Genomic DNA, 22,015 nt, shown 5'->3' with positions numbered 1-22,015 from the left:
TATCCCCTTCTATCCTTTACTAATAAATAAGTAAAGCGATTAACGTCTTGATGACTGTTCACTCATTGCATAACATTACATATTTTCACTTCCTTATCCCATACTAACGATGACAAATGATGCACAAGGAGGAATGGAAGATGGTCACGAAACATCAGGCAACGCTGCCGCCGCAGCAGCAAAACCGCCAGCCCGGGTTGCAAACGGACATGAACCCGCAGCCTGTTTCGATCAGCGCAACATATAAAGGAAGCGGGAAATTGAAAAATAAAGCTGCCATCATTAGCGGCGGCGACAGCGGCATCGGCCGGGCGGTCGCCATTCATTTTGCCAAGGAAGGCGCAGATGTGGCGATCATTTATTTAAACGAACATGAAGACGCGGAAGAAACGAAGCGCCAAGTCGAACAGGAAGGAAGAAAATGCTTGCTTTTTGCCGGCGACGTCGGTGATGAACAGTTTTGCAAACATGCCGTAAAGCAAACGATCGACCAATTTGGCAAATTAGACATCGTCGTCAATAACGCCGCCGAACAGCATCCGCAAAAAAACTTGTTGCACATTACGTCAGAACAGCTGGAAAAAACGTTCCGCACCAACGTCTTCGGCTATTTTTATTTGACAAAAGCGGCGCTTCCGTACTTGCAAAAAGGCAGCGCCATTATTAATACGGCGTCAATTACCGCTTACGAAGGCAACGAGCAATTAATTGACTATTCGGCCACAAAAGGAGCGATCGTCGCCTTTACGCGCTCATTGGCAAAATCGCTCGTCGGTCAAGGCATCCGCGTTAACGGCGTCGCCCCGGGACCGATTTGGACGCCGCTTATTCCGTCCACTTTTACAAGCGACCAAGTCGCCTCTTTCGGCTCCAACACCCCGATGAAGCGGCCGGGGCAGCCGAGCGAAGTCGCCCCAAGCTACGTCTTTTTGGCAAGCGATGACGCATCTTATATTACAGGACAGATGATACACGTCAACGGCGGAAAAGTGGTGAATGGGTAAAAAGCGATGCGCAAAGGCGCGCCTTCAAAAAACAAATACTTTTTCCGGCAAAAACACTTGTTTATGTATCACCATGTTAGACATCATTTGGAAGACAATATTGGTCATGTTAAAGCAATGAAAAACTTCATTTCCAGCAAACCACGCTCTGAAACCGTCAGACGATTTTTTATGTCATATTTTCTAACAGATTTATTGCTTTTCCATTAACATCAAGATTATGATAAAGATGTAATTGGTGCTATGTTTCGTTTCATTTTTTCAACTACAGCAAAATTTTACACCCTCTCTTCTCTTTTTAGCTTGCGATAATATGCCGCAAGCTTTTCTTTTCCATTCACTCCTGTATACTTGTAACGTAATGAGGTACATCCCCTTTGTTCATTATTTGCTTTTCCCACCTCACTCATCGGCTTTGCCCACTTTTTCATCCATCTGCGCAGACGCTTCGCATGAAAGACTTTGTTCGAAAAAGCAGCGCAGCATATTGCTCACTTCTTCTTGATTTTTAACAAGCGGTTTTCATATAGAGGATGGGATCAATTACGTCCTGAAATTTGTGTAAAAGGCAACAGCAAAAAGCAGTTTTATTGTCCAAAGATTCAAGTTCACCGCATTTTTTCAATCCGCGCACAATTCTATTCGCAGAGGCGGAACGTGCGTTCTTGTCGGATTGCCGCCGGAAGAAATGCCTATTCCAATTTTTGATACGGTATTAAACGGAATTAAAATTGTCGGTTCTATTGTCGGCACGCGGAAAGACTTGCAAGAAGCGCTTCAATTTGCAGCGGAAGGTAAAGTAAAAACCATTATTGAAGTGCAACCTCTTGAAAAAATTAACGAAGTGTTTGACAGAATGCTAAAAGGGGAAATTAACGGACGTGTTGTTTTAACATTAGAAAACAAATAAAATTGAACACTGTTTTTTCGCGCAACCAACAAATAAAATCCGGCGTTTTAGGGCTGTCTCACAAAGATGAGATAGCCCTTTTTACATATGGCTTGACAAAGAAACAGTTCTTCAGTTAATGCCACAAGCAATGGATAGCATATTGCTTTTCTTATTTTTTGGCCATTTCAAAATAAAATTTGTCTGGAAATGGAGAGCCCCTCTTTCCAAGTTACATTCAAAAGTAAAAGAGTATAAATAACAACCAATAGTATATTTTTTGATACTATGTAAAAATAAAGTGCGTACTTTTAAAGATAAAACATACATAGTATACTCATCAGTGTGTAAGAATAAAAACACAAAAAATACTGCTGCTTATGCAACCTACAATAAATTTTTATGAGAGGTGAAGGATTCATGGAATTACAATTAGCATTGGATCTCGTAAATATTCCAGAAGCGAAACAATTAGTAAAAGAAGTCGAGGAGTATGTGGATATTGTAGAAATCGGTACTCCAGTTATCATTAATGAAGGTCTTAGAGCCGTAAAAGAAATCAAACAAGAATTTCCTCACTTAAAAGTATTGGCAGACTTAAAAATCATGGATGCAGCCGCATATGAAGTCATGAAAGCGTCCGAAGCCGGAGCCGACATTATCACGATACTTGGAGTTGCTGAAGATTTGTCCATCAAAGGTGCTGTGGAAGAAGCTAAAAAACAAGGCAAAAAAATATTGGTGGACATGATCGGGGTTAAAAATTTAGAAGAACGGGCGAAAGAAGTAGATGGATTTGGAGTCGACTATATTTGCGTACACACAGGTTATGATCTTCAAGCAGTCGGCAAAAACTCTCTTGAAGATCTTGCCACAATCAAACGTGTCGTGAAAAACGCAAAAACTGCGATCGCAGGCGGCATTAAATTAAACACATTGCCTGAAGTCATTAAAGCAAAACCTGATCTTATCATCGTAGGCGGCGGTATTACTGGCCAAGAAGATAAACGAGCTGTAGCCGCTGAAATGAAAAAAATGATCCAACAAGGTGAATGAATGATGCAAGCTACGCAATATTTAGGCGAAATCATCAAAGAGTTAAATCGGACAGCCGATTTAATCGCCGCGGAAGAAGCGGAAAAATTGGTAAATGGGATTCTCGAAGCAAAGAAAATTTTTGTAGCTGGCGCAGGCAGATCTGGATTTATGTCCAAATCTTTTGCGATGCGAATGATGCACATGGGGTTAGACGCCTATGTAGTAGGCGAAACCATAACCCCTAACCTAGAACAAGACGACATTTTGATCATTGGATCGGGTTCAGGGGAAACGAGAAGTTTAGTTTCCATGGCTGAAAAAGCGAAAAGCTTAGGGGCAACCGTAGCGTTAGTGACCATTTTCCCTGAATCGACCATTGGACAATTGGCTGATATTACAGTCAAATTGCCTGGCTCGCCTAAAGACCAGTCAGATAATGGATACAAAACGATACAGCCAATGGGATCGCTTTTTGAGCAAACCCTTTTACTATTCTATGATGCCATCATATTAAGATGCATGGAGAAAAAAGGATTGGACTCCAATACCATGTTTAAAAGACACGCCAATCTGGAATAGAGTAAAGGAATTCTTGTGCAGACATCTTTAACCATTCAAAATTTTAAACTATTTAAACGAAATTTTCAACTTGATCACGGGGGAAAGGAGAAAAGACCGCAAAGTTTTCTTTAAGAAACGCTTTGCGGTCTTTTTTTGATCGGGAGATTGGATTCTCGTGATCGATCCATGATAGTCCTCCAACAGTTTGAACATTATCATTCTCTTCGTACACATCAGTCGCTCTCCCACTATCAGCATTCCCTCGATTATCATTACAAATCAAAATCGGTTATAGTTGGAACGTGGCGTTTGCCAAGACTTGTTTCAAAATCGATGACCACTCCTTTAATGGTTGCACACGGCGTCAAAAACTTTAAAAAGTCTGTTGCCTGCCATAATCCATCGGTAAAATCGTGCGATGGTAATAAATGTAATTCAACAAACTTTGAAGAACGCAACTCCGCATGCGGGTGTCAAGAAACGGCGTACAAACGCCCGCCCTCGGCGGCGGGAATACCCGTTACCAAGGACGAGCAGTCTTTATCGCTATTCTTTGACGCAGAACTCTTCGTCGTAGTAGAAGTCCTGCCCAAACTCCACCCGCCCGAAAAAGAGGGGCCGAGGCTCCTCGACCATCTCTAAGCGATAGACGGTGCTGACGTAGAAGGGGATATCGGGTTCTTTGACCGGCACCGGTGCCATGCGCGCCCAGTCTAGGAACACAATATCCTCTAACTGATAGTCTTGGAAGGCGCTCAGCATGTCAGTGATGGCAAAGCCCATGTCAAGGATGCCCTGCTGGATCTGCCGCCATTTCCGCCAAGAGGCCTCCAAGTAAGAGAGTCCAAAATAGCCCGCGGCACCGGGCCCACGCACCCCCTCTGTGCAGCGGCTTAAAAAAAGCAGGAGGCCCTTGACGGTGTCGACCGGGTCCGTGAAGAACACATCAAACTGGCCACGGAGATGGGACGGCAATTCATCCCGCACGTCGTAGACCTCGGCGTGGACGTGGTCCCAACCTTGGTCCTGAGCCACATCGCGGATAAAGCAGACGATGCGCTCATCCACATCCAGGACACAGATGCGCCGCGGCAGCCCCGAGAGCGCGGCCGCAATGCTTGTAAGGTCATCATCGCCCAGTAGCAAAATGTCTCGTCCCATCAGATCTCCCTGTTGGGCCATCAGGGCCAGCCGTCGCACGGTTGTCTCGGGCGTCACGTACCCTTGGTCAAAGTCGGGCGTCGCCTTGGGCCGCATGGCTACGATATCTTGGAAAGCAGCAAGGACGCTGTCAAAAGGCGGTCTCAGAACAATGCCGCGCCCCGCGCAAGCCTCACAGCGCTGTTCGGTCACCCGTTCTAGGCCCATAGTTTCTGCCTGACGACGCCCTTTCTCAGTGATCACAAAGCGGTCGCCGTCGTAGGCCACCAGCTCGCCCTCCAAGAGCGACTGCAGCGCCTTCAGCACTTGATGCGTCTGGGCTTTCCCTGCCCGCATCAGTTCCCAGTAGGATTTGGGACCAAAGTAAAGCGCACGAAGCAGAAGCGTGTCGATCCGACGACTTTCCGCAGCAATACCGACTTTCGACATGGGTACCACTCCTTTCGCCCTAAAAGAGTAAAGACCATTCCGCTTCGGCACCCCTTCGTTTTCATCGAAAGGAGCGACATGAAACATAGATAGCAGCGGTTCAAACGTTTTTTGGAACGCCTGTCTTCTTAGTGTGAGGCCTAACGATCATCCGAAAGATAAAGCATCCTTCACCTTTCAGGTATCGAAATAGCATTTTGCTGCTTTCGATAGGGAAACGATAAAAGACGCGCTGAAGTTGAAAGAATTTTTTAAGGGTTCATAAGCATTGTGTTTTTATTAAGGTTTAAATCGGTAATAGCGGTATGGTATTTTTCGCCTCTAGTTTTTCCATCATTTCATACCAATCCCTTGGTTTGTTCGATAAGACAGAATAATAACGTTTCAAAAACTTCACAACAAGATCCGCTGGAAGTTCATTCACGCTATCGTCCATCGGAAGGAAACAAAGATCAAGCCCGGTTACGGCTTCTCCATCATTGTTCCAAGATGGATGGACATAAGGGAAGTCAAGCCGCTTATATCCCAAATGAGATAATACCTCACGACGAACATATGGATCCATCGGCTTAATCCCGCCAAATTCATAATGCTCCACCCGGTAAGGATCATAAATCTCGGCGAACATGCCATACAACTGCTTTCCATTTGCAGCGGCCCAATTTTGCAAATCCTCTAGCCGCTTTTTAGCTAAAAATCGACCGATCCCCAGACCTGCTTGGCCGATAATGGTGAAATCTGTCATCGCGACATTTAAATCTTCATAATAGCGGTACTCAGTCGCGCCTACTACCTCTCCTTCGTGAACAGCAACGCACACACGAATTCCCGGATCTTCCAGAGGCTCTTTCCACAAATCAAATGCTAATACTTCTTCCGGAGGAAATACATTTTGCATCAATTGATGCATTTTCTTAAACAAAGGGTCTTCAATGCTCGTAATTCTGCGATACTCCATCTTCATCATTCTCCTTTAAGATTTTGAGCGATAAAAAGGATTTTTCCATTCCATCAGTGCAGCATAATTGCACGATTCTTCATCTTCTAGATAGTTCGCCACCACTTTGACAGGTGTGCGGCCGCAGCGAAGCAGGAAGGTAATAACAGGATCCTTCAATTCGCCTTTTACTACCGCTTCGAGATATTGCTCCGCTGTCATCTCATGCGCTTTTTTATGATAGCCAGGCATCCTCCCTCCGCCTAACAGCCGCTCTAGTCCCAAATGAACAACCACTTCATACATGGATAGCATCATCCATTTTCCCAGCCCCAATTTGCGGTAGGCAGGGCGCACGCCAATATCAACGACATAAAGCGTATTCCCGTTTGGGTTATGGTTACGGATATATCCATTATCCGTGATCTCTTCCCATGTATGGTCCGGATGGCTGGGATCAAAGTCGACAATAAGCCCTGTCATTGACCCCGCAATTTCACCATTCACCTCAACACATAAGGCTCCCTCTGGAAAGAGTGTCACATGGTTTTTCAGCTGTTCCGTATTCCACCATAATTCAGACGGGAATGGCGGAGGAAAACTTTCCTGTTGAATGCGGATTAATCCAGGAAAGTCCTTTTCTTCATAATTTCGGATCACCGCTGGAACAGGACGATCTTGGTCAAAGACATAAAACTCCTTTCGATACATTCTTACCCCTCCTCTCTCGTTATCCATCTAGCAACGTATCTCCCCATTCATGTGGCGATACTGATATTATTAGGCACATCATTCCATTTAACAAGTAGATACTTTCGTGTTACATAGTGTGAAAAATTATACCTAAAATAAAAAAGAAATTCGGAATATTTTTTTCCAGACCATCTTCGCATTCGAACAGCCATGTTAAGTCCTCATTATTGTGTAAAATCCATTCTCCATCCAGTGAACTTGGATCACTGGAAAACAAAAGCACTTTTTTGCCGTTTTTCTTTTTACGCCATTTTCGGGACTCAAATCAACAGTTATCAACGTATATACAGAAAAACCAACGGACAGCGGATCTTTCACAAAGATGGTTGTCCGTTGGTTTTTCGCGTCTAATATAAAACTTATTGCTTTCCTCATCATTTTCATGTGTGTATTTCTTTGTTTACCAGCAAAAAAAGAAAAGTACATATACATACACGCAGAGTGTTTTCGAAGCTTAATAACGGAGAAAGCTTTCTATTTGGCGGCTTCATTGATTTTTACTTGTCCCTTTACGACCGTCTCCATATAGTTTTTGCCCCATTCATACATCGCATCAAGAATTGGCATCAAACTTTTTCCATGCTCGGTCAGTGAATATTCCACTTTTGGTGGAACAACCGGATAGACTTCGCGATGCACAATTTGATCTTGCTCCAGCTCTCTTAACTGGTTAACTAGCATTCTTTGGGTGATCCCAGGCATGAGAGCTTTTAGTTCGCTAAACCGCTTCTTTCCCCCTTTTCCTAGATGCCATAAAATAAGCATTTTCCATTTACCGCCAATAACAGCAAGTGTTAATTCTTTTTCACAGTTATACGTCTTGCCACAAACGTGTCCCATCGTTTCACCCCCCTATGTTGATTATAACTGATAGTATATTCTTTGTCACTTTATGGTCGTAAAGCACATACTGTCAAATACATGTTATACATATTTATTTTCGCTCATAGCAGACGGCATTCATTCTAGGATGGGAAAAGGCTTTTTCATGATCCATTCCCTTCATTGTGCCCACAATCCTTTTATATCATTAAGTATATTTTTTTACACTATATTATATTTTTATCACTACATGATAATAAAGTGCGTACTTCTCAATAAATTTTATACGCATTATACTAGCATCTGTGAACAAAATCACGAGCACTATTGTTTTACTATTCCACGCGATATTTACGTTCTCGCTGCTTTAAAAACGCTGGAAGGAACAACAACTGTGCCCTCGTCATTGGCGGCGCCGTCAAGAAAACCGTTTTCAGTAAACGATTTGGCAACGAGAAAATACAAGATGCGTTTTTCACAACATACCAATTCGCGCAATGTGGCAAATCCCGCTATATTTGCTCTATCAGGTCGATTCTTTTTGAGAAACGTTTCGAAAAAGACAGGGGGGATCACATTGGATTCGATGACTTTTGTTTTGTTTGGGGCAACGGGCGATTTAGCGAAACGAAAAATTTTCCCTGCATTATATAATTTATTTCTCGATCAAAAAATGCCCCAGTCGTTTTCTATCATTGGCGTAAGCAAAAGAGAATTGTCCAATGATGAATTTCAAATATATGTGGAAAATTCGATCAAAACCTTTTCCAGACGCTTGATAAATGACCGCTCCAAAATGGAAGAGTTTCTCCGTGCATTCTGTTATACTTCTTTAGATGTAACAAATGCACAAGGGTATAAAAAGTTGCTTGAAATGGTTCAACAACGCGAAAAAGAATTGAATATTCCTGAAAACCGCATGTTTTATTTATCTGTTGCGCCAGAATTTTTTGATGTGATCGCGTCGAACATCAAAGAAAGTGGCTTAGGATCCACCAAGGGTTGGAAACGACTAATTGTCGAAAAACCGTTTGGTCACGATATCAAATCGGCCCAAGAGTTAAACGAAAAGTTAAGCCAAGCTTTCGAAGAAGAAGAAATTTATCGGGTAGATCATTACCTTGGAAAGCCGATGGTGCAAAACCTAGAAGCTTTAAAATTTGCCAACCCTGTGTTTCAAGCGATATGGAACAATCAATATATAGCCAATGTGCAAATCACGGCAAGCGAAACCGTTGGAGTAGAACAAAGAGCAAGCTACTATGATCAGGCAGGAGCCATCCGCGATATGTTTCAAAATCATATGCTGCAATTGCTGATGATGACAGCCATGCACCTGCCAAAACAAATTAGCGCCAAAGACATCCGTAATGAGAAAAGAAAAATCATGGAATCTCTTCGACCAATACAGAAAGAAGAAGTAGGTTTACACGTCGTTCGCGGTCAATACGGTCCTGGAGAAATCAATGGCAAACCAGTAATTGGATATAAAGAAGAGCCTGGAGTCGATGCTTCTTCAACAACGGAGACATTTGTTGCTGCCCGTTTGTGGATCGATGATGAAAATTGGAGCGGGGTACCATTCTATATCCGTACAGGCAAAAGAATGAAGGAAAAGTCCACACGTATTGTGATCGAATTTAAAAATCCATTAAAGGAATGGCACTTACCGAAAAATGAGGAAACAGCCCCTAATCTTTTGGCGATTCAAATCAATCCGAACGAAAGTGTTTCGCTGCAATTCAATAGCAAAAATGTATTTAACAACGGAAAGATGGAACCTGTCCATATGCACTTTACGACTAATCAGAAAGAGATACCCGAAGCCTATGAACTCTTGATTTTTGACGCTTTACATGGCGATTCGACTTTCTTTGCCCATTGGAAAGAAGTTGAACTATCTTGGAAATGGGTGCAGCCTGTTTTAGAGGCGTTTGCGGAAAATCTCCTTCCTCTTCACTCATATCGTTCAGGATCGATGGGACCAGATGCTTCTTATCAATTATTGAAAGAAGACGGATTTTATTGGCGATAGGTAAGCACTTCATAATTCTAGATGAAGTTGTCAATATATGAAAATAGGAATATATTATTTTACCAGCAAGTCTTCTTTGGATCAAGATATTTTTAGGAGGCAGTCAGCATGAGAGTCGGTTTAATCGGTTTAGGAAAAATGGGGTTAAACTTAGGTAAAAATCTCATTGACCATAAGCACGAAGTAGTGGCATTCGATATAAACGCAAATGCGGTTGAAGAAATAAAAAAATACGGGGCCAAAGGCGCATCCAGTTTAAAGGAACTCGTTCGATCATTAGAAACCCCTAGAATTCTTTGGCTGATGGTTCCACACACCGTTGTTGATTCGGTGATTAATGAAATTACACCATTTTTAAGCAAAGGCGACATTGTAATTGATGGCGGCAATTCTCACTATAAGGAATCGATTCGGCGTTATAACGAACTAAAGGAGATGGGAATTCACTTTATGGATGCCGGAACCTCTGGTGGAGTGGAAGGTGCTCGTAACGGAGCGTGTTACATGGTTGGAGGCGATCCTGAAGCTTGGAACATTGTCGAGCCTCTTTTCCGAGATACCGCTGTGGAAAATGGGTATTTATATACAGGAAAAGCAGGTAGCGGCCACTTCTTAAAAATGGTCCACAATGGGATTGAATACGGGATGATGGCGGCCATTGGTGAAGGATTCGAAATATTGGAGAAAAGTGAATTCGATTATGACTTTGAAAAAGTGGCAAGAGTGTGGAATCATGGTTCGGTGATTCGTTCATGGCTCATGGAATTAACCGAACGCGCTTTTTCAAAAGATGCAAAATTAGAAAGCATCAAAGGGATTATGCATTCTTCCGGTGAAGGAAAATGGACAGTCGAAACGGCTTTAGATCTACAAACCGCTACTCCTGTCATCGCTATGGCCTTATTGATGCGGTATCGTTCATTAGAAACCGATACATTTACAGGCAAAGTGGTAGCCGCCCTCCGCAACGAATTTGGCGGACATGCTGTAGAAAAAAATGAGAAGAAATAAACCGTTTTGGCAAACCGGGGTTTGAAGATGAAAAAGCAACTCTCATGAAACGGTTATCTAAATAACGTTTTCTTGCCTGTTAGCGATCAGCTATCTTAAAATGCGGCTCTACATCCAAACTACCTGTTTTCCTGAACTCTACAGGAGACAGGTAGTTTCATTTTTCCTGAATTTGATGATAATCTTTTTTCGCATGCAGACCGTTTTCAGCTACGATCAGAAACTTCCAAACTATCGGTTCATGGTAAACGAACTTCCCATAAAAAAAGCCGACTCCAAACGATCACATGCAAGGTGACCGCTTGTGTCAGCTTTTTATTTCCGATAATAATCACATGAAAACCGTTTGACGATTCGGTGCGGAATAATGATTCGTTTTACCGGTTCGTTCGGGTTGGCGATTTTTTCGATTAAACTTTTTGTTGCTTCATAACCGAGCTGGAAAATGTGAATGTCAACGGATGTAAGCGGCGGACGCGACATTTCCGCCAGCAGCGTGTTGTTGAAGCTGACGATCGAAATGTCATCGGGAACGCGCAGTCCCATTTCATCCAATGTCTTCAGCACGCCTAAGGCCATTAAGTCGTCGGCGACGACAAGCGCGGTCGGCGGATCTGCGAGCGAAAGCAACTCCTTCATCGCTTCCTGGCCGCCTTCCTGCAGAAATTCTTCATGCATGATATAGTCTTCCCGATAAGGAAGCCCTGCTTCTTTTAATGCCGCCTCATAGCCGTGCAATCGGTCGACGGTCACTAAATATTTCTTATTTCCGCCGACAAAGGCAATTCGTTCATGCCCTAACTCAATTAAATGCTGGGCCGCTTCTTTCGCCGCCCGATAGTTATCGTTGTCCACATGGGTGATTTGTTCTTCTTTTTGATGCGGCTTTCCGATAACAACAAACGGAAATTTATTTTTTTGCAAGTATTTCATCAGCTTATCATTGATGCGCGAGTATAATAAAATCACCCCGTCGACGCGGCGGCCTTGAAGCATGTCCACAACCCCTTCGTAAATTTCTTCTTCTTTTTCGCCCGTGGACATTTGCAAAGCGTATTTTTTTTCATGTGCTGCTTTGCTGATGCCGCGGATGACTTCTGGAAAGAACGGGTTTTGCAGCGCCTGTTCCGCTGCGCTTGGCATGACAATGCCGATCACCTGTGTCGCTTGACTCGCCAAACTGCGCGCAATAAAATTCGGATGATAGCCAAGTTCTTTCATTGCCTGTCGCACTTTTCGCTTCGTCTTCTCACTAATTCGCGGACTGTCGGCAATAACGCGGGAAACCGTGGAGGGAGCCACGTTTGCTCGTTTTGCAACATCTTTTATCGTAACGTTCATCATTTACTCCCCCATTCGATGCTCATTCACTTTGGATGAGTAGGATACGCTGATGAGGATCAAATATCGCATTTTGTTCGTTTCCATCGATCGTGACTTTCGTCTGTTCCGTCGCGTGATGAATTGCAAAAGAGAGCTTCCAACTTGGTTGATACGTTCCTTCGCTTTTCGTTACGATATGCACGGAATTTTCGCCATATTCGACCTCAATATACATGCGTAAATAATCTCCCTTTTCGTAAGAGAACGTTTGTCCGTCATCATCATACAGTACATACGTCGCTTTGCCACCATTGGCCTTATAAATATGAACAGTCCGATGTTCGTCCGGCATTTCTGTCGAACGCTTAACGTCACCTAAGGCAATAGCCGATCCTTGTTTAATGAAAATTGGCAATGTCTCTAAATCCGCAGAAATTAAATGGTATTGGCCGCCTTCTAGCACTTCGCCTGTCCAATAATCCACCCAGTTTCCTTTCGGGAAATAAGCGACGCGACGGGTCGTGCTCGGCGTCATGATCGGCGCAATTAATACATTGGCACCAACGAGAAATTCGTCATACAGATTATACGTGTTTTCATCATCCGGGTACTCGAAAAACAATGGTCTCATGACAGGTGCCCCTGTTTCATGTGCCTCCGCAAACAATGTATATAAATGTGGAAGCCACTGATAGCGCAATCGAATATATTTTTTTATGATGCGCTCATATTTTTCCCCAAACGCCCACGGTTCTTGACGGCGGAACCCAATCGCGCAATGATTGCGAAAATATGGCGTAAACGCCCCTACTTGCATCCATCGCGTCAACAGCTCTCCATTCGTGTTATGGGCAAAACCGCCAACATCCGGACCGCAAAACGCAACTCCAGATAATCCTAAGTTCATACACATCGGCAGTGACATTTGCAAGTGTTCCCAGAAGCTGCGATTATCCCCCGTCCATACCGCGGCATAGCGCTGAATGCCGGAAAAGCCAGCGCGTGTTAATAAGAACGGGCGCTTTCCGTTTAATAATTTTTTCATTCCTTTATACGTTGCTTCTCCCATCATAAAGCCATACACGTTATGAAGCTCGCGATGCGTTTTCGGATCGCCGTCGTTGTCGTGTATCACTTTGACGTCCATCGTTTTCGTTTCGTTAAAAACGGATGGTTCGTTCATGTCGTTCCAAATGCCTTCAATGCCTAAATCCGTATAAAATTGGTGCTTTTCTCCCCACCATTTTCGCACCTTTTTATTTGTAAAATCCGGAAACGCGCTCTTGCCCGGCCAGACTTCACCAAAATAAACGTTTCCTTCGATATATTTGCAAAAATAATCATGGCGAATGCCTTCCTGGTAAATGACGTATTCTGGGTCTTCTTTCACTCCGGGGTCGACAATCGGAACAACACGAATTCCTTTTTGTTTTAAATCGGCAATGAGCTGCTTCAGATTCGGAAAACGGTTACGGTCAAACGTAAACACGCGATAGCCATTCATGTAATGAATATCTAAATAAATGACATCAAGCGGAATGTCTTTTTCGATAAACGTTTGTGCGATCTCTCTTACTTCTTGTTCGGTTTCATAGCTATAGCGGGATTGATGATACCCGAGTGCCCATTTTGGCGGAAGCGGCATTCGGCCGGTAAGATCCGTATATTGTTCTAACACGTCCTTTGGCGTTGGACCAGCAAAAACGTAATAATCAATGGCCCCTCCTTCTGCGGAAAAACAATACTCATCGGTCGCTGTTTGAAAATCAAATGTTGTTTTGTACGTATTGTCAAAGAAAATGCCATGCGCACTTCCATTTCGCACCGTCATAAAATACGGATGGGATTGATATAACGGGTCCGTTTCCGGATTGTGTGGCGCATACACATCCGTATTCCACATCGTCATTGTTTCGCCACGCTTATCGAGGAACCCTGTTTTTTCACCAAATCCGTAAAAATGGTCAGCTTCATCCATCATTTTAAAACAGCATACTTCTCCTTGGTAGGTAAACGCCATCCCCTTTTTTCCTTCCGCAACAAGCAGTCGTCCATGATTGTCGTAAATGCGGACGCGAAACGGTCGTTTTTGCAAAACAACCGTCAGTTTTGCCGATGTTAACGTCACCTCTTCCTCGGTTTCATGTACGGAGGCATCTACTTTTTCCGGCTCTTTTACGACAGCGACACTTGTGGACAAACTTGTTTCGCCAAAAGGGTTGAAGGCGATACGGACAATATCTTCACGGTAAAATCGAATTTTGACGATTCCTGTGTCGCAATGGAATGAAAATACGTGTTCCGTATGAGAAAATGTATGCATATTCCCGATGTCGATCCGGTGCGTTTCTTGCGTTTTGTCATCTTGTTCCGGCTGAATGGCGAAGCTTGTATCCTCGAGCATCTTTTTTCCCTCCTAGGTTGTCTGTTTTGACCTTTTCTTTACATAATATAAAAACAACCCAAATAGCACATAAATGGCAATTAACGTTGCAATAAATGGAATATTGAGCCCCGTCTTTTTCGCAAGCACATAAATTTCCGCTGTCTCGCGATTTAAAATGAGATCATATCCGTCGCGATCGCTTCGGACTAAATCTCCTGCCAGCAGTCCGCGTAGTTCTTTTCCCGGGGCAAGTTGATTGTTTGTCAAATGAACCTTTCGTGTTTTTCCGGTATTGTTAATGGCAATGACCGCTGTTTCGTCTTTATACGTCCGCTTAAAGACAGCCATACCGTTTTTTTCATATAACAATGTAAAATCGCCGCGCCGTAGCGATGGTAGCTGTTGGCGCAGTTCCCCTAATTTTTTAATATAATCAATGATTTCCTTGTCAGTACGGAAATTCATTAAGCGACGATTATCCGGATCGTTCCCGCCGTCCATTGCAATTTCTGTTCCATAATACATAATCGGAATGCCCGGTGCAGAGAACAAATACGTTAAACCGAGCTTAATTCTCGTTATTGGATTTTGCTTATTTTCTATCGCAAGTCTTGTAAAACGTACCGTATCATGATTGTCTAAAAATGTTCCAAGCAAATACGGGCGATCGTAAAATGTTTTGTCATACTCCCATACGTCGTAAAGCGGCCGCAACGATTGATCGCGCTTGCTGAACACTTTCGTGATTTCGTTGTAAAGCGGATAATCGACAAACCCGTCGATGCCGTATTTTCCATAGTCGGCAATATAACGCGGGTCATCATTCCATACTTCTCCAAGCAGGAAAAAGTCTTTTTTCACCGATTTCACTTCTTTGGCAAACTCTTGCCAAAACGATTTCGGGACGTGTTTGACTGTATCAAGGCGATAACCGTCAATGTCCGTTTCTTTAATCCACCATTTGGCCATATTGATTAAATAGCGCTTTACTTGTGGATTTTCTTGCGCTAAATCAGGCAGTCCGAACACCCAGCCGTTTTCCACTTGTTGTTGGTCATCCCAGTTAAAAATGTCGTTTTTCTCATGAAACCAATCTTTCTTCGCTGGGTCGTTCAGCCATGGATGGTGGTAGCCGGTATGGTTGGCGACAAAATCCAGAATCACCTTCATGTTGCGTTTATGCGCTTCTTTCACTAACGTTTTTAAATCTTCCATCGTGCCAAAATGCGGATCGACTTTGTAAAAGTCTTGAATCCAATAGCCATGATAGCCGCCCGGTTCATTTTTGAAAATCGGCGTGAGCCAAATCGCCGTAAATCCCATATCTTTAATGTAGTCTAGTTTGGCGGTCACCCCTTTTAAATCACCGCCGTGATATCCTTTTGGATCATTGACATTAACGTCTTGGTCATTCGTCGGATCCATGTTGTTGAAGCGGTCGACCATAATAAAATAAATTGCCTCATCTTGCCATGTCCGTTCTTCTTTTTCAGCAGCTTGTACCGGAACCGCACAAAAAAGAAGAAACGGAAGCATAAATAAAGCGAATACTCGATTCCCCATTTCCGTTTCCCCCCTTGTATCATAATATCGTTTTGACTGTCGGAAAGGGGTAATATCACCTTTATCATAACGGTTATTACCCTTTTGTTCCACCTAATGAGTATATAAAAAGGGGGAATTTATTATACAGCAATTTCTAAAACGATTACACTAAATGAACAGAAAAATGAAGGAAACGGGGGCGCTTTTTATAAACGTTATTTCACTGCCCCCTCCGACACTCCTTTTATAATCTGTTTTTGCGCAAAGAAATATCCAATAATGACTGGAAGGATTGCAATTGTTAACCCCGCAAGAGCCAAATGCCATTGTTTCGTGTATTCTCCAAAGAAGAAGAACATTTTTAGAGGGATCGTATGCATTCCTTCTTTATTGATCACAAGCGAAGGCAACAAATAATCGTTCCATATCCAAATGGTATTTAAGATTGCAACGGTAACAGTGATCGGTTTAAGCATCGGAAATATAATATGCCAAAACACTTGAAAACGATTAGCCCCATCTATGATTGCCGCTTCATCTAATGACTTTGGAATGCCATTTAATGTCCCATGATAAAGGAAGATAGAAAGACTGCATCCAAACCCTAAATACATGAATATTAATCCAATTCTATTTAACATATCCATCTGCCCAAAAATATAAATCAAAGGGATCATGACGGACTGAAATGGAATGAGCATCGCTCCAACGAAGATGAAAAATAATAAAGAACTCATTTTTCCTTTTCGTCTTGAAAGCGCATAAGCTGCCATGGATGAAAATATAATGATGATGCTGACACTGACAATGGTAATGAGCAAGGAATTAAAAAAAGTTTTCACAAAATCCAGCTCTTGAAAAGCTTCAACATAATTTTCAAATGTAAATGTTTCAGGTAATCGCAAAGTATCTGTAAATATTTCTCTCTTTGTCTTGAAAGAGTTTACAATCATTAAATAAAACGGAGCTAGCCAAACTAGAGCTAAAATAACCCCGAGGATTTCAACAACGTACTTCTGTGCTCTCCTCATTACATCTCCACTTCCCTTTTTTTATTGAAATACACTTGAGTCAAGGAAATTACGGCAACAATCACAAAAAATATCACCGCTTTTGATTGCGCATAAGCCATTTGGTTTTCGCTAAATGCTGTTTTAAAAATCTCCATTGCGATCATCTGTGTGGAGTTATAAGGGCCTCCGCCTGTTAAAGATAAGTTCTGGTCATACAGTTTAAAAGAGTTGGATAATGTTAAAAATAAACTTACGGTAAAAGCTGGCGCTACAAGCGGAAAAGTAATATGGCGAAAACGTTGGAAGCGATTAGCTCCATCGATCTCGGCAGCTTCTAATAACTCTTGCGGGATGCTTTCTAAATATGCAATATAAATAACCATAATGTAGCCTGCCATTTGCCAGCTCATTAAAATAACAAGTCCCCAAAAACCTGTTTCTGGTGTCGATAACCAGCCTTTTAAACTTTCTATGTGCAGGTAATTTCCTACATTAGCAAACACTTTAATAAAAATGAATTGCCAAATAAAACCGAGTATTAAACCTCCTATTAAATTCGGCATAAAAAAGATCGTTCGAAGAATTTTATACGTTTTTATTTTTTGAGTGACAATTAACGCAAGAGTCAATCCAAACAAATTAATAAAGAGCACAGACGCAATAGAAAACTTGGTTGTAAACCAAAGGGAGTGTAAAAATTCCTTGTCTTGAAAAACATTTATATAATGCTTAAATCCTACAAATTCAGTACTTTGAATCCCATTCCAATTAGTGAAAGAGTAGTATAAACCAAAAATAAACGGTATGATTACAACAACGGTTAGCGCTATAAGAACTGGAGCCAAGAACAGCCAGTACCATAATGGTTGTTTTCTCATGGAAAACGCCTCCAATATAACTAAACTGACAAGAAGACTTAAAAAATATAGGTAGATTTCATCAAAAAATTTGAGTGTATTTTCGTTCCGTCTCCCATTTAACAGAGAAATAGAAGAAAACAAAGCAACTTACCATAGTGTTATTTTCTTCTATGCCACAATAATCAATTATTTTACTATTCAAATGAGAGTGGGGCATGCGATACCACATGCCCAGTCGATAGAAAAGCCATTTGAAGGACCGATCGTAACTGGTTTTTATTAGTTAAATCAACACGCCTGATTTATTTATTTCTTGCTTCTTCCCATTCTTTTTTAGAATTTGCAATTAATTCATCCCATTTCATCTTTCCGCTTACATATTTTTGGATATTTACACCTAACTTCTCCATGCCCCATCCTGTTGGATATCCCATGAATACCCAACCAATCGTTTTTCCTTGTTGAGCATAATCATAAATTTCTTTAGATAGTGGGTCAGAAATTTCCGAAGAATCATATCCATCATACGCCGGAATAAATTTAAATTCATTCAAAATAATTTCTTTTCCTTCATCAGATGTGTATAACCAATCTAAGAATTTTTTCGATTCTTTTACTACTTTTTCATCTTTATTTTTGTTTACTGCCCAATACATCGGAACACCGACTGGAATGACATCCTCTTTATATCCTTCAATTGGTATTGGCAAAATGCCGATATTTTTCTCTGCTAATTCTGGATCGATATCTGCGATTGAGTTATATACCCAGTTCCCCTGTTGAATGATCGCTACACGTCCCGTAGAAAATAATTCTTCCACTTGCTGCGAATAATCTAGACTTACAGTAGGCTGCACAGAATATTTATTTTGTAAATCAATGAATTTTTTCATTGCATCGCCGTACTTAAATTCAACGGTTTTTGCATTAAATGCGTTTACAACATTTGAATCAAATTCAGGCGCTAAAAATACATTAGATAGGTGAAGCCCAGTTACCCAAGTTTCTTTAGCAGGAAAAGCAAAAACAGCATCAATGCCTAAAGATTTTTTTTCTTTGTCCAGTTTTTTGACTGCATTTTCTAAATCAGAAAAAGACTTAATATTTTTTGGATCAATACCCGCTTTTTTAAATATTTCTTTATTATAAATTAGTCCATATCCTTCTTGGTTATATGGAAGTCCTAAAATTTGATCGCCTTTCTTAACCCCATCAAGCGTTCCTTCAAGAGCTAGGGATGCAGCTTTTGTATCTGACAAATCAGCCAATTTATCTAACCAATCTTCCACATCTTGCGGACCACCGACGTTAAAAATCGCCGGTTCATCTCCTGAAGCAAATTTTGATTTAAGTGCAGCACCGTAGTCTTCACCGCCACCGACTGTCGTAATATTAATTTTGACACCCGGATGCTCTTTTTCATATTGTTTTGCTACTTTTTCAAATTGATCTTTAAATTCCACTTTAAATTGGAAAATGTCAATTGTCACTTGATCATCTGAGCTTTTGTTCCCAGAATCATTAGATGAATTAGATGAAGAACATCCAAATAACGCTACACTTAACAACAAAAATAATGAAAGAGCAGCTAAAAAGACCTTTTTTGCTTTCATTTTTCGTTTCCCCTCCAAATAAATTTTCGGAAACCGTTTGCACAAAATAGCACAAAAAGAAAACGGTTGCACTTTCATTTTCATTATACAACACATGTTTTATTTATCAAGCATTTTTTTCAAATTAACTCTTTATAAAAATTTTTATCTTCCTAAATAATAATCTTGAAATGCGCAAACGATTTCTCTTTTTACATCCGATGCACTGTCCGCCGATACTCCGTCGGCGTCACTCCTTCCATCTTTTTGAAAAGCCTCGAAAAATAAGCACCATCCTCAATTCCGACCCGTTTGGCAATCGCTTCAATCGTTTCATTCGTTTCTGCCAACCATTTTTTTGCTTTTGACAAGCGATAATAATTCAAATATTGCACAAAACTCATGCCAATTGTTTTTTGCATGCAACGGGTAATGTAGTCAGGATGAAATCGTAATGATTGGGCGAGCTGCTGAATCGTAATTGGTTCCGCATAATGCCGTTCGATGTAAGCAACCGCTTCGGCACACACTTTTTCAGAAGCGCTTGGAATATGCAGTTCTTGTTTCTGCAATTGCCAAAGAAATTCGACAAAATAGAGTAATTGCTTTAATGAACGATCCGGATCTCTTTCCTCATTCAGTTCAACTAATTGTTGAAGCAATTGTTCGATGCGTTCCCTTTGCTTTACTTTGGCGTATTGGCGTATCCAAAAGCGATATTGGACCGGCTCGACATATGTTGCTTCTCTCTCAATGACGTTTTGCCAACTTAACGATTGTTTTTGAACGATGTCATATTCTCCCTCGATCGCAAAATGGAGCCAAACTAATTGCGTGTCTTCCGTGCAAGGACGATGCCCGTAATGCTCTCTTCCCGGAATAAGAATAAGATATTCTCCTTCTTTTACAGCAAATTCCTTGTTTTCTTCTGTCATATATAAGCATCCCTTTTTCACATATAACAAATCAAACACAGAAAACGTCCGTCGAAAATGTTTTTGCCCCTTTGTAAATACGCTTTCTGCCCCTTTAATAAAAACCGGAAACGGCGGAAAAGAAAACGCAATGTATTCCATCCCAAACCTCCTTTTGTATATCGGAAATATACAAATCAAATCGCTCTTTTCTCTTCTTATTATGCAATAAACTAGATAAACTTGATATAGTTTTAAAGTCGGAATGATCAAAGGAGTTGTCTTGATGAACACCGATCAAAAAAAGCCTTCCTTGTTTTCACTGACATGGCCGATTTTTATTGAAACACTGCTATACATGGTGATGGGCAATGCCGACACATTGATGCTAAGCCAATATTCCGATGATTCTGTCGCCGCTGTCGGCGTAGCGAATCAAATCATTTCTCTCATTATTGTCATGTTTAATTTCGTCACCTTGGCGACTACCGTTTTAGTAGCGCAATATTTAGGGGCGGGAAGAAAGCAAAACGCCGTGGAAGTTTCGCTTGTTTCTATCATCATTAACTTCTTATTTGGTCTTGTGCTCAGCGGTATATTGTTCTTTTTCGGAAAGCCAATTTTATATACGATGAAGCTATCAAGTCGTTTGCTTGCAGAGGCGAACGACTATTTAATGATCGTCGGCGGATTTTTATTTATCCAAGCGCTCATCATGACCATTGGGGCAATATTAAAAAGCTACGGCTTTACCCGCGAAACGATGTATGTAACGATTGGTATGAACATACTAAATGTGATTGGCAACTTCTTATTTATTTTTGGACCATTCGGTTTTCCAATATTAGGAGTAAAAGGGGTCGCCATTTCAACCACGATGAGCCGTCTCATCGGATTGACTGTTATTTTTGCTTTATTGCTGAAACGGACAAAAATACCATTTTCATTATCCGTCCTTCGTTCTTTACCATTTTATTACGTTCGGGATTTGTTAAAAATCGGGATTCCAGCCGCTGGAGAACACTTGTCGTACGATGCGGCGCAAATGCTTATTACATATTTTATTACTTGGCTTGGGACAGAAGCGCTAACAACGAGAGTATATACGCAAAATATTATGATGTTTGTGTTTTTATTTGGCATTGCAATTAGCCAAGGCACACAAATTCTTGTCGGTCATTTCGTCGGAGCAAGACGATATGCAGAAGCGTATACGCGCTGTTTAAAAAGTTTGCGTAGCGCGATTATCATCTCGATTCTGATGGCTTCGTTCAGCTACATGTTTGCTGAACAGTTGTTTTCCTTATTTACAAGCGATAAGCAAATTATTAGTACCGGTAAAACGCTGCTTTTATTAACGATCATATTGGAACCCGGTCGCTCCTTTAATCTTGTCATTATCAGTTCATTGCGGGCCGCTGGGGATGTCCAGTTTCCAGTATATATGGGGATATTGTCGATGTGGGGTGTCGGTGTGACCATTTCCTACTTTTTTGGCATTGTGATGGAATTAGGATTGATTGGCGTATGGCTTTCGTTTATCGCCGATGAATGGTTGCGCGGATTATTGATGTTATGGCGTTGGCGTTCAAAAGCATGGATAAAAAAATCATTTATTCCACATATCGAACCCGCCTAATGGATCGCTTGCCTGTGTTGAAATGGAAGGATTTCCCGCTTGTTTATGAAAACTGTGTTGAAACGGAAGGATTTCCCGAAAAAAGAGCTGCGCTTGTCGCAGC

The 22,015-nt window shown here is 41.6% G+C and carries 17 protein-coding genes and 1 pseudogene; 7 read left to right on the top strand and 11 right to left on the bottom strand.

What is annotated here, in order from left to right; all coding sequences use genetic code 11:
• Nucleotides 1-140 precede the first annotated feature (140 nt).
• From BM278_RS12435 to hxlB, 4 genes and pseudogenes are all read left to right on the top strand, one after another.
• Nucleotides 141-1,004, top strand: coding sequence for an SDR family oxidoreductase (locus BM278_RS12435; protein ID WP_090950149.1), 864 nt, complete (start codon nt 141-143; stop codon nt 1,002-1,004).
• Nucleotides 1,005-1,617: 613 nt separating this feature from the next.
• A pseudogene (locus tag BM278_RS12425) lies at nt 1,618-1,914 on the top strand (zinc-binding dehydrogenase); the annotation flags it as partial.
• A 399-nt stretch (nt 1,915-2,313) separates the two neighbouring features.
• The gene (hxlA, locus tag BM278_RS12420) at nt 2,314-2,949 is read left to right on the top strand and encodes a 3-hexulose-6-phosphate synthase (RefSeq protein WP_015375155.1); all 636 of its coding nucleotides are present in this window, start codon (nt 2,314-2,316) and stop codon (nt 2,947-2,949) included.
• Nucleotides 2,950-2,952: 3 nt separating this feature from the next.
• Nucleotides 2,953-3,510, top strand: a complete 558-nt coding sequence (gene hxlB, locus BM278_RS12415; RefSeq protein WP_090950157.1) for a 6-phospho-3-hexuloisomerase — start codon at nt 2,953-2,955, stop codon at nt 3,508-3,510.
• A 528-nt stretch (nt 3,511-4,038) separates the two neighbouring features.
• Here hxlB and BM278_RS12410 read toward each other — a convergent pair.
• The 4 genes from BM278_RS12410 to hxlR form a co-directional block, all read right to left on the bottom strand.
• Nucleotides 4,039-5,082 carry a bis-aminopropyl spermidine synthase family protein gene (locus BM278_RS12410; protein WP_090950148.1) on the bottom strand — a complete coding sequence of 348 codons (1,044 nt, stop codon included), beginning with the start codon at nt 5,080-5,082 and terminating at the stop codon, nt 4,039-4,041.
• 286 nt (nt 5,083-5,368) lie between these two features.
• Entirely contained in the window at nt 5,369-6,040 is a 672-nt protein-coding gene (locus tag BM278_RS12405; RefSeq protein WP_090950147.1) for a GNAT family N-acetyltransferase, read from the bottom strand.
• 15 nt (nt 6,041-6,055) lie between these two features.
• Nucleotides 6,056-6,730, bottom strand: coding sequence for a GNAT family N-acetyltransferase (locus BM278_RS12400; protein ID WP_090950145.1), 675 nt, complete (start codon nt 6,728-6,730; stop codon nt 6,056-6,058).
• Between the two features lie 516 nt (nt 6,731-7,246).
• Nucleotides 7,247-7,612, bottom strand: coding sequence for a transcriptional activator HxlR (gene hxlR / locus BM278_RS12390; RefSeq protein WP_003252445.1), 366 nt, complete (start codon nt 7,610-7,612; stop codon nt 7,247-7,249).
• Nucleotides 7,613-8,171: 559 nt separating this feature from the next.
• Here hxlR and zwf point away from each other — a divergent pair.
• Together zwf and gnd are read left to right on the top strand one after the other, a co-directional pair.
• Nucleotides 8,172-9,629, top strand: coding sequence for a glucose-6-phosphate dehydrogenase (gene zwf / locus BM278_RS12385; RefSeq protein WP_090950142.1), 1,458 nt, complete (start codon nt 8,172-8,174; stop codon nt 9,627-9,629).
• Nucleotides 9,630-9,737: 108 nt separating this feature from the next.
• Nucleotides 9,738-10,640, top strand: a complete 903-nt coding sequence (gene gnd, locus BM278_RS12380) for a phosphogluconate dehydrogenase (NAD(+)-dependent, decarboxylating) (RefSeq protein ID WP_090950140.1) — start codon at nt 9,738-9,740, stop codon at nt 10,638-10,640.
• Nucleotides 10,641-10,955: 315 nt separating this feature from the next.
• On the opposite strand, the gene BM278_RS12375 is transcribed toward gnd, so the two are convergent.
• From BM278_RS12375 to BM278_RS12345, 7 genes are all read right to left on the bottom strand, one after another.
• On the bottom strand, nt 10,956-11,981 hold the full coding sequence (locus BM278_RS12375; RefSeq protein ID WP_090950138.1) for a LacI family DNA-binding transcriptional regulator: 1,026 nt from the start codon (nt 11,979-11,981) through the stop codon (nt 10,956-10,958).
• Between the two features lie 22 nt (nt 11,982-12,003).
• Complete coding sequence (locus tag BM278_RS12370) at nt 12,004-14,367, bottom strand: glycoside hydrolase family 31 protein (RefSeq protein WP_090950136.1); 2,364 nt, start codon at nt 14,365-14,367, stop codon at nt 12,004-12,006.
• Nucleotides 14,368-14,379: 12 nt separating this feature from the next.
• Nucleotides 14,380-15,912, bottom strand: coding sequence for an alpha-amylase family glycosyl hydrolase (locus BM278_RS12365; protein WP_090950134.1), 1,533 nt, complete (start codon nt 15,910-15,912; stop codon nt 14,380-14,382).
• Between the two features lie 197 nt (nt 15,913-16,109).
• Nucleotides 16,110-16,925 carry a carbohydrate ABC transporter permease gene (locus tag BM278_RS12360; RefSeq protein WP_062753852.1) on the bottom strand — a complete coding sequence of 272 codons (816 nt, stop codon included), beginning with the start codon at nt 16,923-16,925 and terminating at the stop codon, nt 16,110-16,112.
• Nucleotides 16,925-17,785 carry a carbohydrate ABC transporter permease gene (locus BM278_RS12355; RefSeq protein ID WP_081189458.1) on the bottom strand — a complete coding sequence of 287 codons (861 nt, stop codon included), beginning with the start codon at nt 17,783-17,785 and terminating at the stop codon, nt 16,925-16,927. The genes BM278_RS12360 and BM278_RS12355 overlap by 1 nt, the downstream gene beginning before the upstream one ends.
• 284 nt (nt 17,786-18,069) lie before the next feature.
• A complete protein-coding gene (locus BM278_RS12350; RefSeq protein WP_090950155.1) occupies nt 18,070-19,380 on the bottom strand; it encodes an ABC transporter substrate-binding protein in 1,311 nt (436 codons plus the stop codon).
• A 191-nt stretch (nt 19,381-19,571) separates the two neighbouring features.
• On the bottom strand, nt 19,572-20,435 hold the full coding sequence (locus BM278_RS12345) for an AraC family transcriptional regulator (protein ID WP_090950132.1): 864 nt from the start codon (nt 20,433-20,435) through the stop codon (nt 19,572-19,574).
• A gap of 124 nt (nt 20,436-20,559) precedes the next feature.
• Between BM278_RS12345 and BM278_RS12340 the strand changes: the two genes are divergently transcribed.
• Nucleotides 20,560-21,912 (top strand): MATE family efflux transporter, encoded by a 1,353-nt coding sequence (locus BM278_RS12340; RefSeq protein WP_090950130.1) that lies wholly within the window; start codon nt 20,560-20,562, stop codon nt 21,910-21,912.
• Nucleotides 21,913-22,015 lie beyond the last annotated feature (103 nt).

The sequence above is a fragment of the Parageobacillus thermantarcticus genome (genome assembly GCF_900111865.1).
In the GTDB taxonomy this organism is placed as follows: Bacteria; Bacillota; Bacilli; order Bacillales; family Anoxybacillaceae; genus Parageobacillus; species Parageobacillus thermantarcticus.
This window is presented reverse-complemented; position numbering and strand designations above follow the sequence as displayed.